Source organism: Streptomyces sp. NPDC093591, from assembly GCF_044764885.1.
Classification (GTDB): domain Bacteria; phylum Actinomycetota; class Actinomycetes; order Streptomycetales; family Streptomycetaceae; genus Streptomyces.
On sequence record NZ_JBIWIY010000003.1, the window covers coordinates 32,637 to 50,981 of the forward strand.

Consider the following 18,345-nt stretch of genomic DNA (forward strand, 5'->3'; position numbering starts at 1 on the left):
ACTCACTTCACCTCATCGGGTGAGCCCATCGTCGGGGGAATCGCGGGAGCCCTTCAGCGGGCGTCCGTGAGCGACCTCTCGGCCGCCGGCGCGGGCACTCTCTCCGACCCGGCCGAACTCCCCGGCATCGACTCACCTAGCAGCAACGTCCGTACGACCCGCTCCGCGGCCAGCCCGTCGTCGAACTCGCAGAACCGCTCCCGGAACCCCGCCCGCAACCGTGCCGACTCCCCGTCCCGCCACGTCCCGGACGCGAACAGCCACGCCAACTCCCGGTAGGAGCGCGACACATGACCGGGCGCGTCCGCCGTGATGTCGAAGTAGGCGCCCCGGCTCGCCGCGTACGCCCCCCAGTCGTCGGCGTGGATCACGATCGGCCGGTCCAGGTTGGCGTAGTCGAACATCAGGGCCGAGTAGTCGGTGACCAGCACATCGGCGGCGAGCAGCACGTCCTCGACCTGCGGTTCGTCCGTCGCGTCGATCAGCACGCCCCGCCGGTGCAGATCGGCCAGGCCCATCCCGCGCGCCGTGCCCTGCGCCAGCGACGGATGCAGGCGTACGACGAGCGTGTGGCCCGCGCCGAGGTCCGCGGCGAACCGGGCGAGGTCGATCCGGTCGACATGGCCGCCCCGGCGGTACTCGCGGCGGGTCGGCGCGTACAGCACGACGGTGTTCCCGGCGGGGACACCGAGCCGGGCACGGGCCGCCTCACCGGCCTCGGGACCGGCGTCGACCAGCACGTCGTTGCGCGGGCTCCCCGTCCTGAGCGACGTGAAGTGACACGGATAGGCCCGCTCCCACACCAGCTCCGAGTGCCGGTTGGCCACCAGGCTGTAGTCCCAGCGGTCGGCCCGCCACAGCATCTTCGGCACGTCGAACCCGTGCCGGGCGCCGGGCTTGGTCAGCAGGTCGGCCGCCATGTACTTGAGCGGGGTGCCCTGGTGGGTCTGGATGTGGACGCTGCCGGATCGCTTGGCCAGGGTGCCGGGCCAGTTGACGTTGTTCACCCAGTACGTGGCCCGCGCCATGACCTCGTGGTAGCGCCGCGAGCCGGGCGTCACGAAGTCGATGCCGGGCGGCAGCGCGTCCACCGCGTCCTCCTGCACCACCCACACGCCCCTGATGTGCGGGGCGATCTCACCGGCCTTGGCATGGATCGCGGCCGGATCGCCCAGCACCCCGCGATGCGAGAACGCCGAGTAGACGGCCAGGTGCGGATCGAGCGGAAGCTTCGACTGGGTCGCGTACCAGGCCCGTCGGGCCCGCTGCGAGACCGCCCCCGTCACGCGCCGCTTGCCGGCCCCCGCCATCGCGCGCACCTCGTGCAGGCCGCGCGCCACGGCGTACGACGCGTAGGGCGCCGTCGCCAGCAGCCGCATCTCCTTGCCGCGCCGGCCGTCGGGCGGCGTGAAGTCCTCGGGGAGGTGGCGGGCGTGGAATGAGCGGATCTCGCGGTAGAAGTCCGGCCGGTCCGCGGGCCTCACCCGGTCCTCGCGGGCGAGGACGAACAGCATGTGGTCCAGGGCCCGTTCGAACAGCAGCGGGCGCGCCCAGGTGAGGTCCGGGCGCCCTTCCAGGAACGCGAACAGGCCCTCGTACTGCGGAAAGATGTCGAAGTGCCGCCGCCCCGGCGTCTTCGTGATCGCGCCCTGCCGGCGCTGCCGGTACTCGACCCCGATCCGCTCCAGACAGGCGATGCGGTCGGCCAGCACCATCGAGCGGTAGGTGACGGGCGCGTCCTCGTAGAGGCCGGGCGCGTAGCGCAGCTCGTGCTTGAGGAAGAAGTCCCGCCGGTACGCCTTGTTCCAGGCGACCAGGAACAGATGCAGGTACTCCGGGCTCTCCCGGACGCTGAAGGTGCCCGTGCCGGCCGCGGCCAGCAGGTCCGCCGCCGTGCTCCGGCCGCCGCGGCCCCACCAGTGGGTGCGCACATGGTCGAAGACCAGGATGTCCGGCTCCTCGGTCGCCTCCAGGTGCGCGGCGACGGCCGCCAGCAGGCCGGGCGTGTAGGCGTCGTCGCTGTCGAGGAACAGGACGTAGTCGCCGCCCGCCTGCTCCAGACCGGCGTTGCGGGCCCGGCCCAGGCCCACGTTCTCCGGCAGGTGCAGCACGCGCACGCGTGAGTCGCGTTCGGCGTAGGCGTCCAGGATGGCGGGGCAGCCGTCGGGGGAGCGGTCGTCGACGGCGATCACCTCGAAGTCCCGGTACGACTGCCCGAGCACCGAGTCCAGGCACTCCCGCAGGAAGCCCTGCACCTTGAAGACGGGGACGATGATGCTGAAGCGGGGCACGTCAGTTCCTCACGAGGGTCGTCGCGGCGGGGGCGGGGATGCGCTCGGCCAGCGGGATCACCGCGGGGATCGCCTCGGGCGGCTCGCCCAGCAGCACCCGGCGTACGACGCGTTCGGCGGCGCGTCCGTCATCGAACTGGCAGAAGCGCTTGCGGAACGTGGCGCGCAGGGATCTGGCCTCCGCGTCCGCGTACGAGCCGTCACGGAAGACGGCCGCCAGCTCCCCCGGCGTCCGCGTCACCCGGCCCGGCGGCGCCTCCATCAGGTCGAAGTAGACGCCCCGCAGCTCCCGGTAGACGTCCCAGTCGTCGGCGTACACGACGATCGGCCGGTCCAGGTTGGCGTAGTCGAACATGATCGACGAGTAGTCGGTGATCAGCGCGTCGGCGGCCAGACAGACGTCCTCGGAGGAGCGGTGCCCGGTGACGTCGATGATCCGGCCGCTGCCGCGCGCGGCGCCCTGGTCGTAGAAGTAGTGGGCGCGCAGCAGCACGACGTACTCGTCGCCGATCTCCTCGCACAGCGCCCGAAGGTCGAGGCTCGTCTCGAAGCCGGTGGCGTAGTCGCGGTGCGTGGGCGCGTACAGGAGGGCCTTCTTGCCCTCGGGGACACCGAGTTCGCGGCGGACGCGGGCGACGTCGGCGGCGGTCGCCGTGTAGTACACGTCGTTGCGCGGATAGCCGTACTCCAGGGGCTCGTGCGCCGACGGGTACGCGCTCTCCCACATCTGAGTGGAGTGCCGGTTGGAGGTGAGGTTGTAGTCCCAGCGGTCGACGCGGGCCAGCAGCTTGGCGAAGCTACCGGTCGCGGCCGCCACCACGGGGTACGTCGCCTGGTCGGCGCCCATCTTCTTCAGCGGGGTGCCGTGCTGGGTCGACAGATGCAGGCTGCCCCTGCGCTTGACGACCGCGTCCGCGAAGTTGGCGTTGTTGATCAGGTACTTGGCACGGGCGAGCACGTCCCAGTACTCGCGGCTGCCGATGACCGCGTACTCCACGTCCTTCGGCACGGTGTGCGCCTGGTCCGCCTCGACCAGGAACACCGAGCGGATGTGCGGTGCGAGTGCGCGCGCCTTGGCGTGGATCGCCGCCGGATTGCAGACATAGCCGCGCCCCCAGTACGCGCAGTACACGGCGAGGTTCTGGTCCAGCGGGAGCCGCAGCTGCAGCCGGTACCGCAGCCGAGTGCGCAGCCCGCGCGGACGCGGCACCACCGAAGCCGCCCGCGCCACCGCCTGGTTGGCCCGGCGCAGCGCGTGGAACGCCGCGTACGCCCCGCTCGCCAGCAGCCGGTGCTGCACCCCGAGACTGCCGCCCGGCGTCCGGAACCCGGCGGGGCGGTGCCGCCGGTAGAGCCCGCTCGCCCGCCGGAAGAAGGCACGGCGCCCGCGCGGCAGCCGTCGCGGATGGGCGGCCGTCTTCAGCACCGCGGCGAAGAGCTGCTCGAACAGCGCCGCGCGCCGCTCCTCGGACAGCCCTTGCTCGGCCGCCCGCGTCAGCACCAGCTCGGCCTGGTCCAGCAGCTCGAAGTGGTGCTCGCCCGGCAGGCCCAGCCGGTTGCCCTGCCGGCGCAGCAGATGCCGTACGACGACCTGGCGCAGCACCGCCATGCGCGTGGCGGCCATCACGACCAGGCCGCCGAAGCCGACGTCGGTGAAGTGGCCGTCGGGGAAGGCGAGTTGGCGCTCGGCGAGGAAGGCTCGCCGGTATGCCGCGCTCCACGCCGGGAGCAGGACCCCCGTCAACTCGGCGGCCTCCTCCGGCGCGAACACCCCGTCCGGCGTCCGCGCCAGCACGAGGGCGGCCGGGTTGCTCGGCTCACCCACCCACCACGGGGTCCGCTCGTGCTCGAAGTGCAGGACGTCCGCGTCACCGGTCTCGTCCAGGCGGGCGTCCAGCGCCGCCAGAGCGCCCGGCACCAGCGTGTCGTCGCCGTCCAGGAACAGCACCCAGTCACCGATCGCCGCCCGCAGCCCGGCATTGCGCGCCCCGGCCAGCCCGGCCGTCGGTGGCGCGTGCACGGGTGCCACCCGGCAGTCCCGTTCGACGTACCCGGTGACGACCCGCGCCGCCGGGGAGCCGGGGGCGTCGCAGACCGGGATCAGCTCGAAGTCGCCGAAGGACTGGCCGAGGACCGAGTCCAGCGCCTGGGACAGCCGGCCCGCGACCCCATGGGACGGAACGATGATGCTGAAGCGGGGCATACTGCTCTTTCTGTCGATGTGCTGGCGGCCGGGTTCAGGAGGCCGGGGTCGGCCTCACGCGGTGCGACGACGACGGCCGGGCCGCCCGGCCGGACGCCAGGTGTGCGGCCGGCTCGGCGTGGGCCGCGACGGGCTGGAGGGCATGCGACTCCCCTTCTGACTCCTCTTCCGTTTCCGTGAGAACGGCGTTCAGAGGCTCTCGGTGACGGTCCGGGCGCCCGTCGGCTGCGGCACGGTGGCGAGCGGGGAGTGCGCGAGCGACGCGGCCGGCGACGGTACGGGGTGGCGCTTGTCGAGCGGCACGACGGAGGGCCGGACGGTCTCGCCCAGCACCACATGGCGTACGACCCGCTCGGCGGCGCGTCCGTCGCCGTACGGGCAGAAACGCTCGCGGAACGCCGACCGCAGCTGGGCGGAGCGCGAGCCGCGCCAGTGGCCGGTGGCGAAGATGTCGATCAGCTCGTCCTCGCTGCGCGACACCGCTCCCGGCGGGAAGGAACGCAGGTCGAAGTAGGTGCCGCGGGCCGCCTCGTACGCCTCCCGGTCGTCGGCGTGGATCACGATCGGCCGGTCCAGGTCGGCGTAGTCGAACATGATCGACGAGTAGTCGGTGACCAGGGCGTCCGAGGCGAGGCACAGCGACTCGACGCTCGGGTGGTCGGTGACGTCGATGACCTGGCCGCAGGTGGGGGCGAGGGGGCCGCCGTGCCGGTGGTGCGCGCGGGCCAGGACGACGAAGCGGGGGCCCAGGCGGCGCAGGACGTGGTGCAGGTCGAGGCTGGTGGGCTGGGTGCGGCGGTAGTCGCGGTGGGTGGGGGCGTAGAGGATCGCGACCGCGCCCTCGGGGATGCCCAGCGACTCCCGGATCCGGGCCACGTCGGCCGAGGTCGCCTGCTGGAAGACGTCGGCGCGCGGGCTGCCGTACTCGAGGGTCGTGTAGCCGCCCGGGTAGACGCGCTCCCAGACCAGGGTGGAGTGGCGGTTGGCGGACAGGACGTAGTCCCACTTGTCGACGTTGTCGAGCAGCTCGTCGAAGTCCGTGTCCCCTGCGGCCGCCGGGCGTTCGCGCAGGTCCAGGCCCATGTGCTTGAGCGGGGTGCCCCGCTGTGTCTGCACCAGCACCTGGCCGCGGCGCTTGACCAGGCGGCGGTCGAAGCCGGCGTTGTGGACGAGGTACTTGGAGCGGGCGAGGGCCGTCCAGTAGGCGGCCGTGCCGGGGCGCAGACGGCGGGTGCCGGCGGGGACGGAGTCGTGCTGCCCGGCGGCGATCCAGGCCGTGCGGACGCGCGGGGCGTGCGTACGGAACGCCTGCTCCAGGGCGCCCGGATGGCAGCCGTGGCCGCGCACGCCGTCGGCGGCGAAGACGGCGCGGTCGGCGCGCACCGGGAGACAGCGCTGGACGCGGTAGTGCAGGCGCAGGGCGGCGGAACGGACGCCCTTCAGCAGCCGGTCGGTGACCTTGGCGATACGCCGGATCAGGGCCGCCGTCAGCCGCAGGACGCGGTAGGTGCGGTGCAGGCCCAGGCGGACCAGGGTGTGGTGGAGCCGGCTGCGCAGGGCGACGGGGACGCCGGGCGCGCGGTGACGGCGGTAGTGCGTGCGGGCCTTGCGCAGGAACTCGGCGCGGCTGCGGCGCGGGAGGCGGTCCGGGCGGGCGAACACGACGACGAAATGGTCGACCATCCGGCGGAACAACAGGGGCCGCCACCGGTCGAGTTCGGGGTTCCGGTCGACGTACGCGAAGACGCGGTCGTACTGATCGAAGATGTCGAAGTGCCGTGGGCTGACCGTGCCGAGGATGCCGCCCCGGCGCCGCTGCCGGTAGTGCACGCACACCCGGTCCAGGGTCGCGAGCGACTCCGCCGCCATCAGGACCGGGTACGTCCAGGGCGTGTCCTCGTAGTAGCCGGACGGGAAGGCGAAGCCCTCCTGCTCGACGAACTCCCGCCGGTACGCCTTGTTCCAGGCGACCATCAGCAGCCGCAGCAGCCCCGGCCGGTCCGCCAGCCGGAAGGGCGCCGGGCCGTCCTCGGTGAGCTGGGCCGAGGCCTGGTTGCGGACCGTCTCGCCGGTCCAGTAGGTGCGCGCGTAGTCGTAGACCAGGACGTCCGGGTCGCCGGTCTCCTTCAGCCGGTCGGCGATCGCCTGCAGGGCGTCGGGCGTGAGGCTGTCGTCGCTGTCGAGGAAGATCAGGTAGTCGCCGGTGGCCTCGGCCATACCGGCGTTGCGGGCGGGCCCCAGGCCCCGGTTCTCGGCGAGGTGCACGGGGCGCACGCGTGCGTCGCGTGCCGCGAACTCGTCGATGATCGCGCCGGACGCGTCCGGCGAACAGTCGTCGACGGCGATCAGTTCGAGATCCGGGTACGACTGTGAGAGCACCGATTCCAGGCACTCGTGCAGGTACGCCTGAACCTTGTAGGCGGGGACAATGACACTGAACCTGGGCAAGGGACATCCACTGGGTCGGCCGGGACGGTGGGCGCTGTCGCCGTAGCGCCTTGCCCGGGAACGGCCAATGGGGTGACTTGGTTACGGGACCTAAGGCATACGAGGGACCGTGAGCGGACGAAAGGGGCGGACCGATGACGGTCCGCCCCTTCAAGCGTGGTGCGTCTGCCGCTACTTGACCGCGCCCGCCATCACACCGGACACGAACTGCCGCTGGAACGCGAAGAACACGACCAGCGGGATCACCATGGAGATGAACGCGCCGGGTGCCAGGACGTCGATGTTGTTGCCGAACTGGCGGACCTGCGTCTGCAGGGCGACCGTGATCGGCTGGCTCCCGGAGTCCGTGAAGATCAGCGCGACCAGCATGTCGTTCCACACCCACAGGAACTGGAAGATGCCGAGCGCGGCGATCGCCGGACCGCCGAGCGGCATCACGACGCGGAAGAACAGGCGCAGTTCACCGGCGCCGTCCAGGCGTGCCGCCTCCAGCAGCTCCCTCGGGATCTCGGCGAAGAAGTTCCTGAGCAGGAACACCGCGAACGGCAGCCCGAAGCCGACGTGGAAGAGGATCACACCGGTCAGGGAACCGAAGATGCCGATGTTGCCGAAGAGTTCGGCGATCGGGATCAGCGCCACCTGCACCGGCACGACCAACAGGCCCACCACGCCCAAAAACCACCAGTCACGGCCCGGGAACTCCATCCACGCGAAGGCGTATCCCGCGAGCGAGCCGATGACGACGACCAGGACCGTCGCCGGGACCGTGATCAGCACCGTGTTGAGGATCGAGTCGGTGATGTCGCTGTTGCTGAGGAGCTTGTCGTAGCTGTCGAAGGTCAGCTGGGACGGCTTGCTGAAGACCTCCCACCAGCCGCTCGCGGTCATCTCCTCCGGCGGCCGCAGGGAGGACAGCAGCAGCCCGATCGTCGGAACCAGCCAGAACAGGCCGACGACGATCAGGAACACCCGCACCAGCCCACCGCTGACGAAGGAGGCGAGCCGGGCCCCGAGGGACTGCTCGCCCTTGACGGTCGGGAGCGGCTCGGGCGCCGCCTTGCCGATGCCGACGTCCGTACTCATCGCCGCACCTCCCGCCTGAGCCGGCGCACGTTGAACCACATCACCGGGATCACGAGCAGCAGCAGGAACACCGCGATCGCGCTGGCGATGCCGGGCTGGTCCTCGGAGAAGCCCTTGCGGTACAGCTCCAGGGCGAGGACGTTCGCGTCGTCCTGGGAGGAGCCGGGGGCGATGATGAAGACCAGGTCGAAGACCTTCAGGACGTTGATCATCAGGGTGACGGTGACGACCGCGAGCACCGGCGCCAGCAGCGGCACCGTGACCCTGCGGAACACCTGCCACTCGTTGGCACCGTCCACCCGGGCCGCCTCCAGCAGATCCCGGGGGATGCCCGCGAGTCCGGCCGCGATCAGCACCATCGCGAAACCGGCCCACATCCAGATGTACGACCCGATGATGGCCGGAGTGACCAGGGACGGGCCGAGCCAGTCCACGCCGTTGTACGGCTCCTTGAAGTTGTCCGGCGGCAGCCGCAGTTGGGCCCCGTCGGCGGCGGCCGGCAGCGTGAACGTGCCGTCGTCGGCGGCCTTCGTGGAGGCCACGACCTTGCCGTCCTTGACGGCCTCGATCTCCATCCCGGCATAGCCCAGCTCGGCCGCGTCGACCCCGCCGAGCGTGCCGACGCCCTTGCCGCGCGTGAAGTCCTGCCAGGTGGTGCCGGTGACCTTCCCCGGCTCGGCCTTCGGCTGTACGGCCTTCGCGGCGTCGTCCGGCATCAGGTCGGGGGCGACGCCCACGAGGGGAAGCGTGACCGGGGTGCCCGCGCTGACGGTCGCCTTGGTGATGAAGCCGCCGCCCGGTGCCGCTTCGAGGGGCGACTCCCGCCCCGGGTGCGCCTTCGGGAACGCCGACGCCTGCGCGAAGGTGTCGTGGACGCCCACCCACACCGCGTTCGCGACGCCCTTGTCCGGGTCCTGGTCGTAGACGAGCCGGAAGATGATGCCCGCCGCCAGCATCGAGATCGCCATCGGCATGAAGACGACCAGCTTGAACGCCGTACCCCAGCGCACCCGTTCGGTCAGCACCGCGAAGATCAGACCGAGCGCGGTGGCGACCGTCGGGGCGAACACCACCCAGATGACGTTGTTCTTGAGGGCGGTGCGGATGCCGTCGTCGGTGAAGAGCGCCTCGTAGTTGTCGAATCCGGCGAAGCCGTCGCCGGACTGGTCGTAGAAGCTGCGGATGACCGAGTACCCGATCGGGTAGACCACGAGCGCGCCGAGCAGCACCAGGGCGGGCAGCAGGAACAGCACTGCCACCATCCTGCGGGTGCCGGTCACGCTCTTGCGCGACTTGGGTGCGGCAGGGGGCGCGGTGCCCCCTGCCGCTTCCGCGGACGCCATGGCGTCAGTTTCCGTACGCCGCGGCCGCGTCGGCTTCCAGCTTGCGCTGCGTGCCCGCGATGTCCGACGGGTTCTTCAGGAAGTCCTGCAGGGCCTTCCACTCGCCCTTGCCGGGCGTGCCGCCGAAGGCCTGCGGGGCCTGGTCGGACATGTCGAAGCGGAAGTCGTCCCCGGAGTCGATGAGGGCCTTGGCGATCTTCCGCTGGACGTCGTTCGGGTACGCCGAGTTGTCCACGTTCTTGTTCGGCGAGAGGTAACCGCCCAGCTTCGCCTGGATGGTCGCCGCGTCCGGGGAGGCGAGCCAGGTGGCCAGGGCCTGCGCCGCCTTGGAGTCCTGCAGGATCACGGCCGCGTCGCCGCCCGAGACCACCGGCGCGGTGTCACCGACGGCCGGGAACGGGAAGACCTTCGCGTCCGTGCCGACCTCCGCCTTGGCCTGGACGATGTTGACCTGCGCGAAGTCGCCCTCGTAGACCATGGCGGCCTTCGGCTGGTCACCGCCGGTGAACGTCTGGGTGACCGACGCCGGGAAGTCGGTCTGCAACGCGCCGGTCGCGCCGCCCGCCACATAGTCCTTCTTGCCCCAGACCTGGGCGAGCGTGGTGAGCGCGTTCTTCACCGACGCGTCGGTCCACTTGATCTCGTGCTTCGCCAACTGGTCGTACTTCTCGGGACCCGCCTGGGAGAGGTAGATGTTCTCGAACCAGTCGGTCAGGGTCCAGCCCTCGGCGCCGCCGACCGAGAACGGTGTGACGCCGGAGTCGTAGACGGTCTGGGCCGTGGTGAGCAGCTCGTCCCACGTCTTGGGTTCGGTGGCCCCCGCGTTCTCGAAGACCTGGTTGTTGTACCAGATCAGGGACTTGTTGGCGGCCTTGTAGTAGACGCCGTACTGCTTGTTGTCGACCTTGCCGATGTCCTGCCAGCCCTGCGAGTAGTTCGCCTGCAACTCCTTGACCGCGTCGGCACCGAGAGGCTTCGCCCACTTCTTGTCGACGGCCTGCTTGATGGCGCCGGGCTGCGGAAGCATCGCGATGTCCGGCGGCTGGCCGCCCGCGACCTTCGAGCCGAGGAAGTTGATGATCGGGTCCTGGGCGGGCACGAAGGTCACCTTGGCGCCCGTGCGCTTCTCGAACTCCGCGAGGACCTTCTTGAAGTTCTCCTGCTCGGCTCCGGTCCAGACGGCGGCGACCTCGAGGGATTCGCCGTTCAGCTTGGGGAGGGTGACGGTGCTTCCGGTCTCCTGACCGGTTCCGCTCTGTTCGTTGCCGCTGCTGTCCTTGTCATCGCCTCCGCATGCGGTGAGCGAGAGTGCGAGGGCGCCCGCGAGTACGGCTGCCGCGGCCCTGCCTGTCCGGTTCTTGCTGCTCGTGCTGCGCATCACTGCCCCGTTCTTCGTGCCTCGTCGAACGTTCGAGCGCTGTCCCGTGGATCTGGTCTACGCCTTGGGTTTGGGGGCGGCAAGACCGCGTCCGCTGTCAAGCGGGGGATCGTGACCGCCTCGTGACCAGCGTCTCCGACGGTGGGGCCGAAGATCGTGCGGCTGCGCGGTGGCTCGCGTCCGTGGGGGCTGCGCCCCCAGACCCCCCTATCGGCCTGAACGGCCTCGTCCTCAATCGCCGGACGGGCTGAATGTCGCTGAACGGCGTCACAGGAGTGAGGGCACTTCGGCTGCCGACACCTCCCGAGCCGCTCTCTCCAGCGCGCTGGCCAGCAACGCCAGGTCCGTCGGGCCGTTCCCGAGTTCACGGACGGGACGCCGGGTCGGCGGGTCGCCCATGCGGTGCCACTCCAGCGGCACGACCGTGGGCCGCAGCGTCGCCGTCCGCGGGATGCGCCCGGTGACCCGCCCGCCCTGGAACGGCACCACTCGCCCGTCCGCCCAGGCCAGCCGACCGCGCCCCGGCGCCGGTTCGTCCGGTCCCGCCGCCACGGCGTCCAGCGTCACCCGCAAGGTCGCCAGCCGCGCCGGCTCCGACTCCGCCGTACGGCCCCCGAGCCCAGCGGCGGCCACGAGGTGCACCCCGAGCCGCTCGCCCTCCCGCGCCACGGCCTCCAGCGCGCGTATCACCGAGCCCGCCGCGGGCCTGCCCGGCGACCCCAGCGCGGGAGAGACCAGCGCGTCCAGGTCGTCGACGACCACGACGAGCCGCGGCAGCGGCGGCACGGCTTTGGCCTCGGCCTGCCGACGGGCCGCCCCCGGCCGCAGCCGGATCGTGGAGCTGGACGGCGAGTCGAGATCCCCCGAAAGGTCACCGGCCCCGGCGGCTGCCCCGGGGCCGGTCCCCGCCGCGCGCTGCGCGACCATCCGGCCCGACAGCTCACGCCCGGTGTGCCACTCCGCGAAGTCGGACCGGCCGAGCAGCTCCGCGCGCCGCTTCAGCTCGGCGCTCAGCGACTGGGCGAACTCCCGCATGCGGACGGGGTCGTTGGCGGTGAGGTGGGTGGTCACATGGGGTACGTCCGTGCAGACCCGCAGCCCCTCGCCGTGCCCGCCGCCGGCGCCGACGCTGTCCCGGCCGTCGATCAGTACGACGCCAAGCCGGTCCGGCCGCTCGGCCGCCGCGAGCGACGCGACGACGGCCCGCAGCAGCTCCGTACGCCCGCTGCCGGGCGGCCCCTCGATCAGCAGGTGCGGCCCTTCGGCGCCGAGGTCCGCGCAGACCGGCCCGCGCGGCCCGGCCCCGAGCACGGCACACACCCGCCCGCCGAGGGCCTGCGCGTCATCGGCCGCGTCGGCCCAACGGGTCATCAGCGACGCCGGGGTGGCCCGGGCCAGGCCCAGCTCGTCCAGCAGCCGCGCCGCTTGGGGCAACGGCACGGACACACGCGCGTGCCGCTCCCCGGCGCCCTCCTGCGGACGCAACGGCGCCAAGGCCCGCGCGAACCGCTCCGCCCAGGCGAGAGAAACGGCGTCCACGACGGCTACGGTGCCGTGGCCCACGGGGCCGTGTGGCCCCGAGCCGTGGCCGGCCGTGTCGTGATCCGCCGAGTGGCGGTTGCCGGTCTCGTGACCGGCGGCGCTGGTCCGGGAGGCGTCCGCCGCGCGCGGATCGGTCTCCTTGGTCTCCGCTCCGCTCCCGGCGGTCCCGGCGCGGGCCACCCGCATCAGCCGCAGCGCCGTCGCCACGTCACCGCTCAGCAGCGCGACCGCACCGCACTCCCGGAACGCCGGCGACACTGTGCACGCCGCCTCGTAGGTCTCCGTCACCGGCGACGCGGGCGACGCCGAGGCCGTCTCGGCGAGGCACACCACGTAAATCCCGGCCCGCGGCCCCTCCAGCGCCAGCCGCGCCACCGCCTCCCGCACGTCGGCGCCCCCGGGATCGCCGTCCACGACGACCACGGTGTACGGCCCCGCGAATCCGTCCGCCCCGTGGGCCGGGTCGTCGTCCCGCGCCCAGGAGGGCCGCCGGACGGCACGCCCGTCCGGGACGGCGGAGGCGGTGCCGGTGGTCCTGCCCTCGGCGGAGTTCCCCCCGCCGCCTACCTTCCGCGGCTGCGGCGACAAGTCCTCCAGGCGCCGCAGCAGCTCCTCCGTGCGGGCCGTGGCCTGTTCGCGGTCGTAGGCCAGCAGCAGGCGGCAGTCCTGGGCGTGCCCGGGGCGGACATGCGGGAGCCAGCCCAGCCAGGCCCATTCGCCGGTGCGCTCCTCCAGGGGGCGGGAGCGGTCCGCACTGATCAGCACCAGCTCCAGGGCGTCGGGCGAGTGCAGCGCGGCGAGCTGGGCGAGCACCGCGCGGGCCAGCCCGGCCAGCCGCTCGCGCGGACCGGCCAGCCCCAGCGCCCCGACCTCACGCAGACCGGCGGTCACCGGCACCGCGGGCAGCAGCCCCGAACCGTCGGGCGCCGCCCGGTCGGCGGTGCCGAGCCGCACGGTGAGCGCCTCCGGGTGACCCGGCGCGCGCTCCCACAGCCGGGGTCCGGGGCCCAGGGCCGTCAGCAGCAGGGACGCCGGGTCCGGCCAGGTCTCCGGCTGCCGGGGGCCGTGCGCCGCCGAGGGGGGCTCGGTCGCCTCGGGCAGCTCGTCATCGTCGTACGTCCCACGTGGGGCCGTGGCCTCCTGCTCCCCGCGCCCGCCGGCCAGCCGCCGCGCCCACGCCGTGAGCCCGCCGCGCCTGCGCACGCCCTGCGGGACGTCGGTGCCCCTCAGCGGGGTGCCCTTACGGCTGCTGCCGCCGTTCGCCGGAGTGCCGTCGCGGTCGGCGCTCGCACCCGCGTGACCCTCGTCGCCTCCGGCGAGCGCGCCCACCTCGAAGCCCGCGCCGTGCGTGTCGGCTCCGCGCGGTCCCGGAACCGTCCTCCGGGGCCCGCCGTGGCTCTCGATCCGTGGTGCCCCGCCCTGTCCCGGCACGACGGGCGGCTCGACCGAACCGTGTCCTTGAGCGGCCGACCGGCCTCCCGCGGGCGCGGCCGCGTCGCCACCGTCCGCCGCGCGCGCGTGAGACACCGCCGCGCCGGCCCTCGGGGACCTGTCCGCACCGGGGCCCGGCGCGGTCCGCCCGTCGCCGCGCGCCCCGACGTCACCGTCCCGTCCCGGATCGTCCCCGGCGGGGACCCGCACATGCCCCTCGCCGTCCGGCTCCGTCGGTACCCGCGCCCCCGGCCCCCCGGCCGGAGCCAGCCGCAGGGCCGACTCGCCGATCCGCAGCAGCGCCCCCGGCGCGAACCGCACCGCGCGGGTGGTCACGCGGGCGCCGTCCAGTGTGGTGCCGTTCGTGGAGTCCAGGTCGGTGACGGAGACATGGCCGTCGGCGGCGACCGTGACCGCGCAGTGCAGCCGGGAGACGTCCGGGTCGTCGAGCGGGACGTCGGCGTCGGCGGAGCGGCCGATGCGGATCTCGCCGCCGTGCAGCAGATGGACCCCGCCCGCGTCCGGACCGGCCACGACATGGAGCTGGGTCGGGGCGTCGTCCAGCTCGGGATGGGGCTCGGGCGCCGCCGGGGCGCCCAGGGACAGCACCGCACCGTCTATCAGCGGGGGCTCGCCCAGTGTGCTGCGCCGGTCGTCGAGCCGCTCCGCGCCCGCGTACAGCACGACCGGGCCGTCGCCCCCCGACACCGCCGAGGCGAGCGCAGACGCCACCGCGGCCAGGGCGGTGCCCGCGGGCGCCGTGACCAGCACATCGCAGCTCGCGGCGCGACCTCGCGCCGGGGCAGGCGGGGTCAGCGGGTCTACGACGGTCAGCCGGATCTGCATCGGCGTCAGCGGTCCCTTCTGCGAGGGCGCGGCGGACTTCCCCCACCCCACACGAGCACATCGGCCAGTACTCCACGTACTTCACGCATCCTCGCACCTGCCACTGACAACGCGCCCCCCGCCCGAAGGCAAGTGATCTTGATTGGTCGGCTCTGCCCGCAAAAGTGCCTGACAAGTGACCTACCGGCGACCGCTTGAGATCGGTCACGTCCGCTTCCCGGCAACCACGAGACAGAGCCGAGCGTCTTTCCTTCGAACATGTACGGGAAGCCGTACGTAAGACGCACAGAATGACGACAGGCCGGCGCCCGGGGGCACGGCACTACAGTGGTTCGGAACGTAGGCAAGCAGCAGGGAGCGCGACGTGCGGCCGGTAGGCAGCAAGTACTTCCTCGAGGAGCCGCTCGGTCGCGGCGCCACGGGGACCGTCTGGCGAGCCCGCCAGCGGGAGACCGCAGGCGCCGAGGCGGCCGTGCAGGGGCAGCCCGGCGAGACCGTCGCGATCAAGGTCCTCAAGGAGGAACTCGCCAGCGACGCGGACATCGTCATGCGGTTCCTGCGGGAGCGCTCCGTCCTGCTGCGCCTGACACACCCGAACATCGTCCGGGTCCGTGACCTGGTCGTCGAGGGCGATCTGCTCGCCCTGGTCATGGACCTCATCGAGGGCCCCGACCTGCACCGCCACCTGCGCGAGAACGGCCCCTTCACACCGGTCGCCGCAGCCCTGCTGACCGCGCAGATCGCCGACGCCCTCGCCGCCAGCCACGCCGACGGCGTCGTCCACCGCGACCTGAAGCCCGCCAACGTCCTGCTCCAGCAGAACGGCGGGCAGATGCACCCGATGCTGACCGACTTCGGCATCGCCCGCCTCGCCGACTCCCCGGGCCTGACCCGCACCCACGAGTTCGTCGGCACGCCCGCGTATGTCGCGCCCGAGTCGGCCGAGGGCCGCCCGCAGACCTCCGCCGTCGACATCTACGGCGCCGGGATCCTGCTGTACGAGCTGGTCACCGGCCGTCCGCCGTTCGGCGGCGGCTCCGCCCTGGAGGTCCTCCACCAGCACCTGAGCGCCGAGCCGCGCCGCCCGTCCACGGTCCCCGACCCCCTGTGGACGGTCATAGAACGCTGCCTGAGCAAGAACCCCGACGAACGCCCCAGCGCCGAGAACCTCGCCCGCGGCCTGCGCGTCGTCGCCGAGGGCATCGGCGTGCACGCGAACTCCGCGCAGATCGCGGCGGCCGAGGGCGTCGGCGCGTTGCTCGCCCCCGACCCCGCGCCGGCCACCGTGCCGGGCTCCGCCGACCCCACGCAGGTGCTGCCGCACGGGGCGGCCCCGGGGACGTACGACCCGAACGGCGCGACCAGCGTCCTGCCGCACACCGGCGCCCCCGGCCCGGCGGGCGCCGCCGACCCCACGGCCGTACTGCCGAACACGGGCGGCCAGGGCGGTCCCGGCGGAGCCGATCCGACAGCCGTCATGCCGCCGATGCCGCAGGGCCGGCCCGGCCAGCAGCCGGGGCAGCCCGGCCCCGAGGAGCCGCACCCCTGGCAGAACCAGCTGCGTGCCGCCCGGGACCGCAACGAGCAGACGCAGGTCCAGTACCTCGACCCGAACCAGGACCCGCTGCGCCGCCGCCCCCAGCGGCAGGTGGCCCGCCCGCAGCAGCAGCCGCAGCAGCGGCCCCCGCAGGGCCGGCAGCAGGGGTACGGCAATCCCCAGCAGCACCAGCCGCAGCCGTACGCCCCGCCGCGCCGGCCGCAGCAGCAGCCGCAGCGGTATGCCCCGCCGCCCGCGCCGGAGCCGCAGCGGCCGCAGCGCGAGCCGCGTCAGCCCCGGCAGCGCAGCGCCAACCCGATGCGGATCCCCGGGCTCGGCTGCCTCAAGGGGTGCCTGTTCACGATCGTCATCCTCTTCGTCGCGGGCTGGCTGATCTGGGAGCTGAGCCCGTTGCAGGAGTGGATCGGCACGGGCAAGAGCTACTGGGAGCAGCTGAGCGACTGGGTCAGCACCGTGAGCGGGTGGATCGGGGACCTGGGCGGGGGCTCCGGCGGAGGTTCGGGCACCAACTGACCGCGGGCGGCCACTGACGCGGGCGGCAACGGGCGGCAACTGACCGCAGGCGGCGCGGCGTCGACGAGTTTGGGGATTTGTCGACATCTGGCGGGTGATTTCCGCCTCCGTGGTGAAGGTTGGCTCGCTGGGCGCGTAGTTTTGTCGACCGGGGGTCCCGGTTTTGTCGGCTGGGGGTCCGGGGGGTCGGCCCCCGGAATGACGCAGCGCGACAACACGCGTCGGTAGGAGCAGTCTTGGCACGGAAGATCGGTAGCCGGTACACCGCCAACCAGATCCTGGGGCGGGGCAGCGCCGGCACGGTGTGGCTGGGTGAGGGGCCCGAGGGGCCCGTCGCCATCAAGCTGCTGCGCGAGGATCTCGCGTCCGACCAGGAACTCGTCGGACGCTTCGTGCAGGAGCGCACGGCGCTGCTCGGCCTCGAACACCCGAACGTGGTCTCCGTACGCGACCTGGTGGTCGACGGCAACGACCTCGCGCTGGTCATGGACCTCGTCCGCGGCACGGACCTGCGCACCCGGCTCGACCGCGACCGGCGGCTCTCGCCCGAGGCGGCGGTGGCGATCGTGGCGGACATCGCGGACGGGCTGGCGGCGGCGCACGCGGCCGGGGTCGTGCACCGGGACGTGAAGCCGGAGAACGTGCTGCTCGACATGCAGGGTCCGCTGGGGCCGGGCGGCTCCCACCCGGCGCTGCTGACGGACTTCGGTGTGGCGAAACTCATCGACTCACCGCGCCGCACGCGCGCGACGAAGATCATCGGAACGCCCGACTACCTGGCGCCGGAGATCGTGGAGGGCCTGCCGCCCCGGGCGGCGGTCGACATCTATGCCCTCGCCACGGTGCTGTACGAGCTGCTGGCGGGTTTCACGCCGTTCGGCGGGGGCCACCCGGGCGCGGTGCTGCGCCGCCACGTCACGGAGTCGGTGGCGCCGCTGCCCGGGATCCCCGACGAGCTGTGGCAGCTGGTCGTGCAGTGCCTCGCGAAGGCGCCGGCCTCGCGGTTGCGGGCCTCGGAGCTGGGGGCGCGGCTGCGGGAGCTGCTGCCGCTGGTGGCCGGGATGCCGCCGCTGGACGTGGACGAGCCGGACGTGGAGCCGGCGGAGGAAGAGGCTCCGGCCGCTGAGGCGGCGGCGCCGGTGGGGGAGCGGGTGCGGCGGCGGGGGGCGGTGCCGCTGGTGCCGGGCGCGAAGCCGGCCGACTCCAACCGGGACACGCATACGTCGATGAGGGTGCCGGGGCCCGACGAGCTGGCGGGTGGTGCGCGCGGGACGGCTCGGGTGCCGCGGGCGACGGGTGCGCCGCGGCCGGGCTCCGCACGGCATCGGGCCGTGGCTCGGCGGCGGCGGGTGGTGTTGGGGGCGGCGGCGGTGGCGCTGGTGGCTGCGGCCGGGGTGGGTACGTGGCTGGCGACGGCGGAGGACGATTCCGGGGCGACGCCCCAGGACACCAACAACTCGGCCCCGGCGACCCCGTAGTTTCCTCGCCCCCGCCGCCCCTACCCGTCCCATCCCTGGGGGCCTGGCCCTGAACGCCTCGTCCTCAAACGCCGGACGGGCTGGGATGCCGAGGCCCTCTGTGGGTGGGTGGGGGTTTGGGATGGTGTGGGCTCGTTCTCGGGCGCTGGATGGGCTGGGAGGCTTGGGCCGACGTTGAGCAGCAGAACCCCAAGGCTTTTCGAGGCCGACCTCCTGGCCGACCGAGTCGGG

At 73.0% G+C, this 18,345-nt stretch carries 9 protein-coding genes; 2 read left to right on the plus strand and 7 right to left on the minus strand.

The genetic code is table 11. The features are described from left to right. Positions 1–53: 53 nt before the first annotated feature. The 7 genes from ACIREI_RS06790 to ACIREI_RS06820 all read right to left on the minus strand — a co-directional run bounded on the left by ACIREI_RS06790 (position 54) and on the right by ACIREI_RS06820 (position 14,565). Positions 54–2,291, minus strand: coding sequence for a CDP-glycerol glycerophosphotransferase family protein (locus tag ACIREI_RS06790; protein ID WP_403328114.1), 2,238 nt, complete (start codon positions 2,289–2,291; stop codon positions 54–56). A 1-nt stretch (position 2,292) separates the two neighbouring features. Beyond that, positions 2,293–4,494, minus strand: coding sequence for a CDP-glycerol glycerophosphotransferase family protein (locus ACIREI_RS06795; RefSeq protein ID WP_403328117.1), 2,202 nt, complete (start codon positions 4,492–4,494; stop codon positions 2,293–2,295). Between the two features lie 189 nt (positions 4,495–4,683). Further along, complete coding sequence (locus ACIREI_RS06800; protein WP_403328119.1) at positions 4,684–6,942, minus strand: CDP-glycerol glycerophosphotransferase family protein; 2,259 nt, start codon at positions 6,940–6,942, stop codon at positions 4,684–4,686. Positions 6,943–7,113: 171 nt separating this feature from the next. Continuing rightward, a complete protein-coding gene (locus ACIREI_RS06805; RefSeq protein ID WP_403328122.1) occupies positions 7,114–8,025 on the minus strand; it encodes a carbohydrate ABC transporter permease in 912 nt (303 codons plus the stop codon). Next, a complete protein-coding gene (locus tag ACIREI_RS06810) occupies positions 8,022–9,368 on the minus strand; it encodes a carbohydrate ABC transporter permease (protein ID WP_403328125.1) in 1,347 nt (448 codons plus the stop codon). The genes ACIREI_RS06805 and ACIREI_RS06810 overlap by 4 nt, the downstream gene beginning before the upstream one ends. Before the next feature lie 4 nt (positions 9,369–9,372). Then, entirely contained in the window at positions 9,373–10,746 is a 1,374-nt protein-coding gene (locus ACIREI_RS06815) for an ABC transporter substrate-binding protein (protein WP_403328128.1), read from the minus strand. A 267-nt stretch (positions 10,747–11,013) separates the two neighbouring features. Further along, positions 11,014–14,565, minus strand: coding sequence for an FHA domain-containing protein (locus ACIREI_RS06820; RefSeq protein WP_403329418.1), 3,552 nt, complete (start codon positions 14,563–14,565; stop codon positions 11,014–11,016). 364 nt (positions 14,566–14,929) lie between these two features. Between ACIREI_RS06820 and ACIREI_RS06825 the strand changes: the two genes are divergently transcribed. Together ACIREI_RS06825 and ACIREI_RS06830 are read left to right on the plus strand one after the other, a co-directional pair. Further along, positions 14,930–16,636, plus strand: coding sequence for a protein kinase (locus tag ACIREI_RS06825; protein ID WP_403328131.1), 1,707 nt, complete (start codon positions 14,930–14,932; stop codon positions 16,634–16,636). 236 nt (positions 16,637–16,872) lie between these two features. Then, positions 16,873–18,114, plus strand: a complete 1,242-nt coding sequence (locus tag ACIREI_RS06830) for a serine/threonine-protein kinase (RefSeq protein ID WP_403328133.1) — start codon at positions 16,873–16,875, stop codon at positions 18,112–18,114. Positions 18,115–18,345 lie beyond the last annotated feature (231 nt).

What these genes read in the sequence shown, in the direction of transcription:
- ACIREI_RS06795 (WP_403328117.1), bottom strand. Translation starts at nt 4,494, where the DNA reads ATGCCCCGCTTCAGCATCATCGTTCCGTCCCATGGGGTCGCGGGCCGG.
- ACIREI_RS06805 (WP_403328122.1), bottom strand. Translation starts at nt 8,025, where the DNA reads ATGAGTACGGACGTCGGCATCGGCAAGGCGGCGCCCGAGCCGCTCCCG.
- ACIREI_RS06810 (WP_403328125.1), bottom strand. Translation starts at nt 9,368, where the DNA reads ATGGCGTCCGCGGAAGCGGCAGGGGGCACCGCGCCCCCTGCCGCACCC.
- ACIREI_RS06815 (WP_403328128.1), bottom strand. Translation starts at nt 10,746, where the DNA reads ATGCGCAGCACGAGCAGCAAGAACCGGACAGGCAGGGCCGCGGCAGCC.
- ACIREI_RS06820 (WP_403329418.1), bottom strand. Translation starts at nt 14,565, where the DNA reads ATGCAGATCCGGCTGACCGTCGTAGACCCGCTGACCCCGCCTGCCCCG.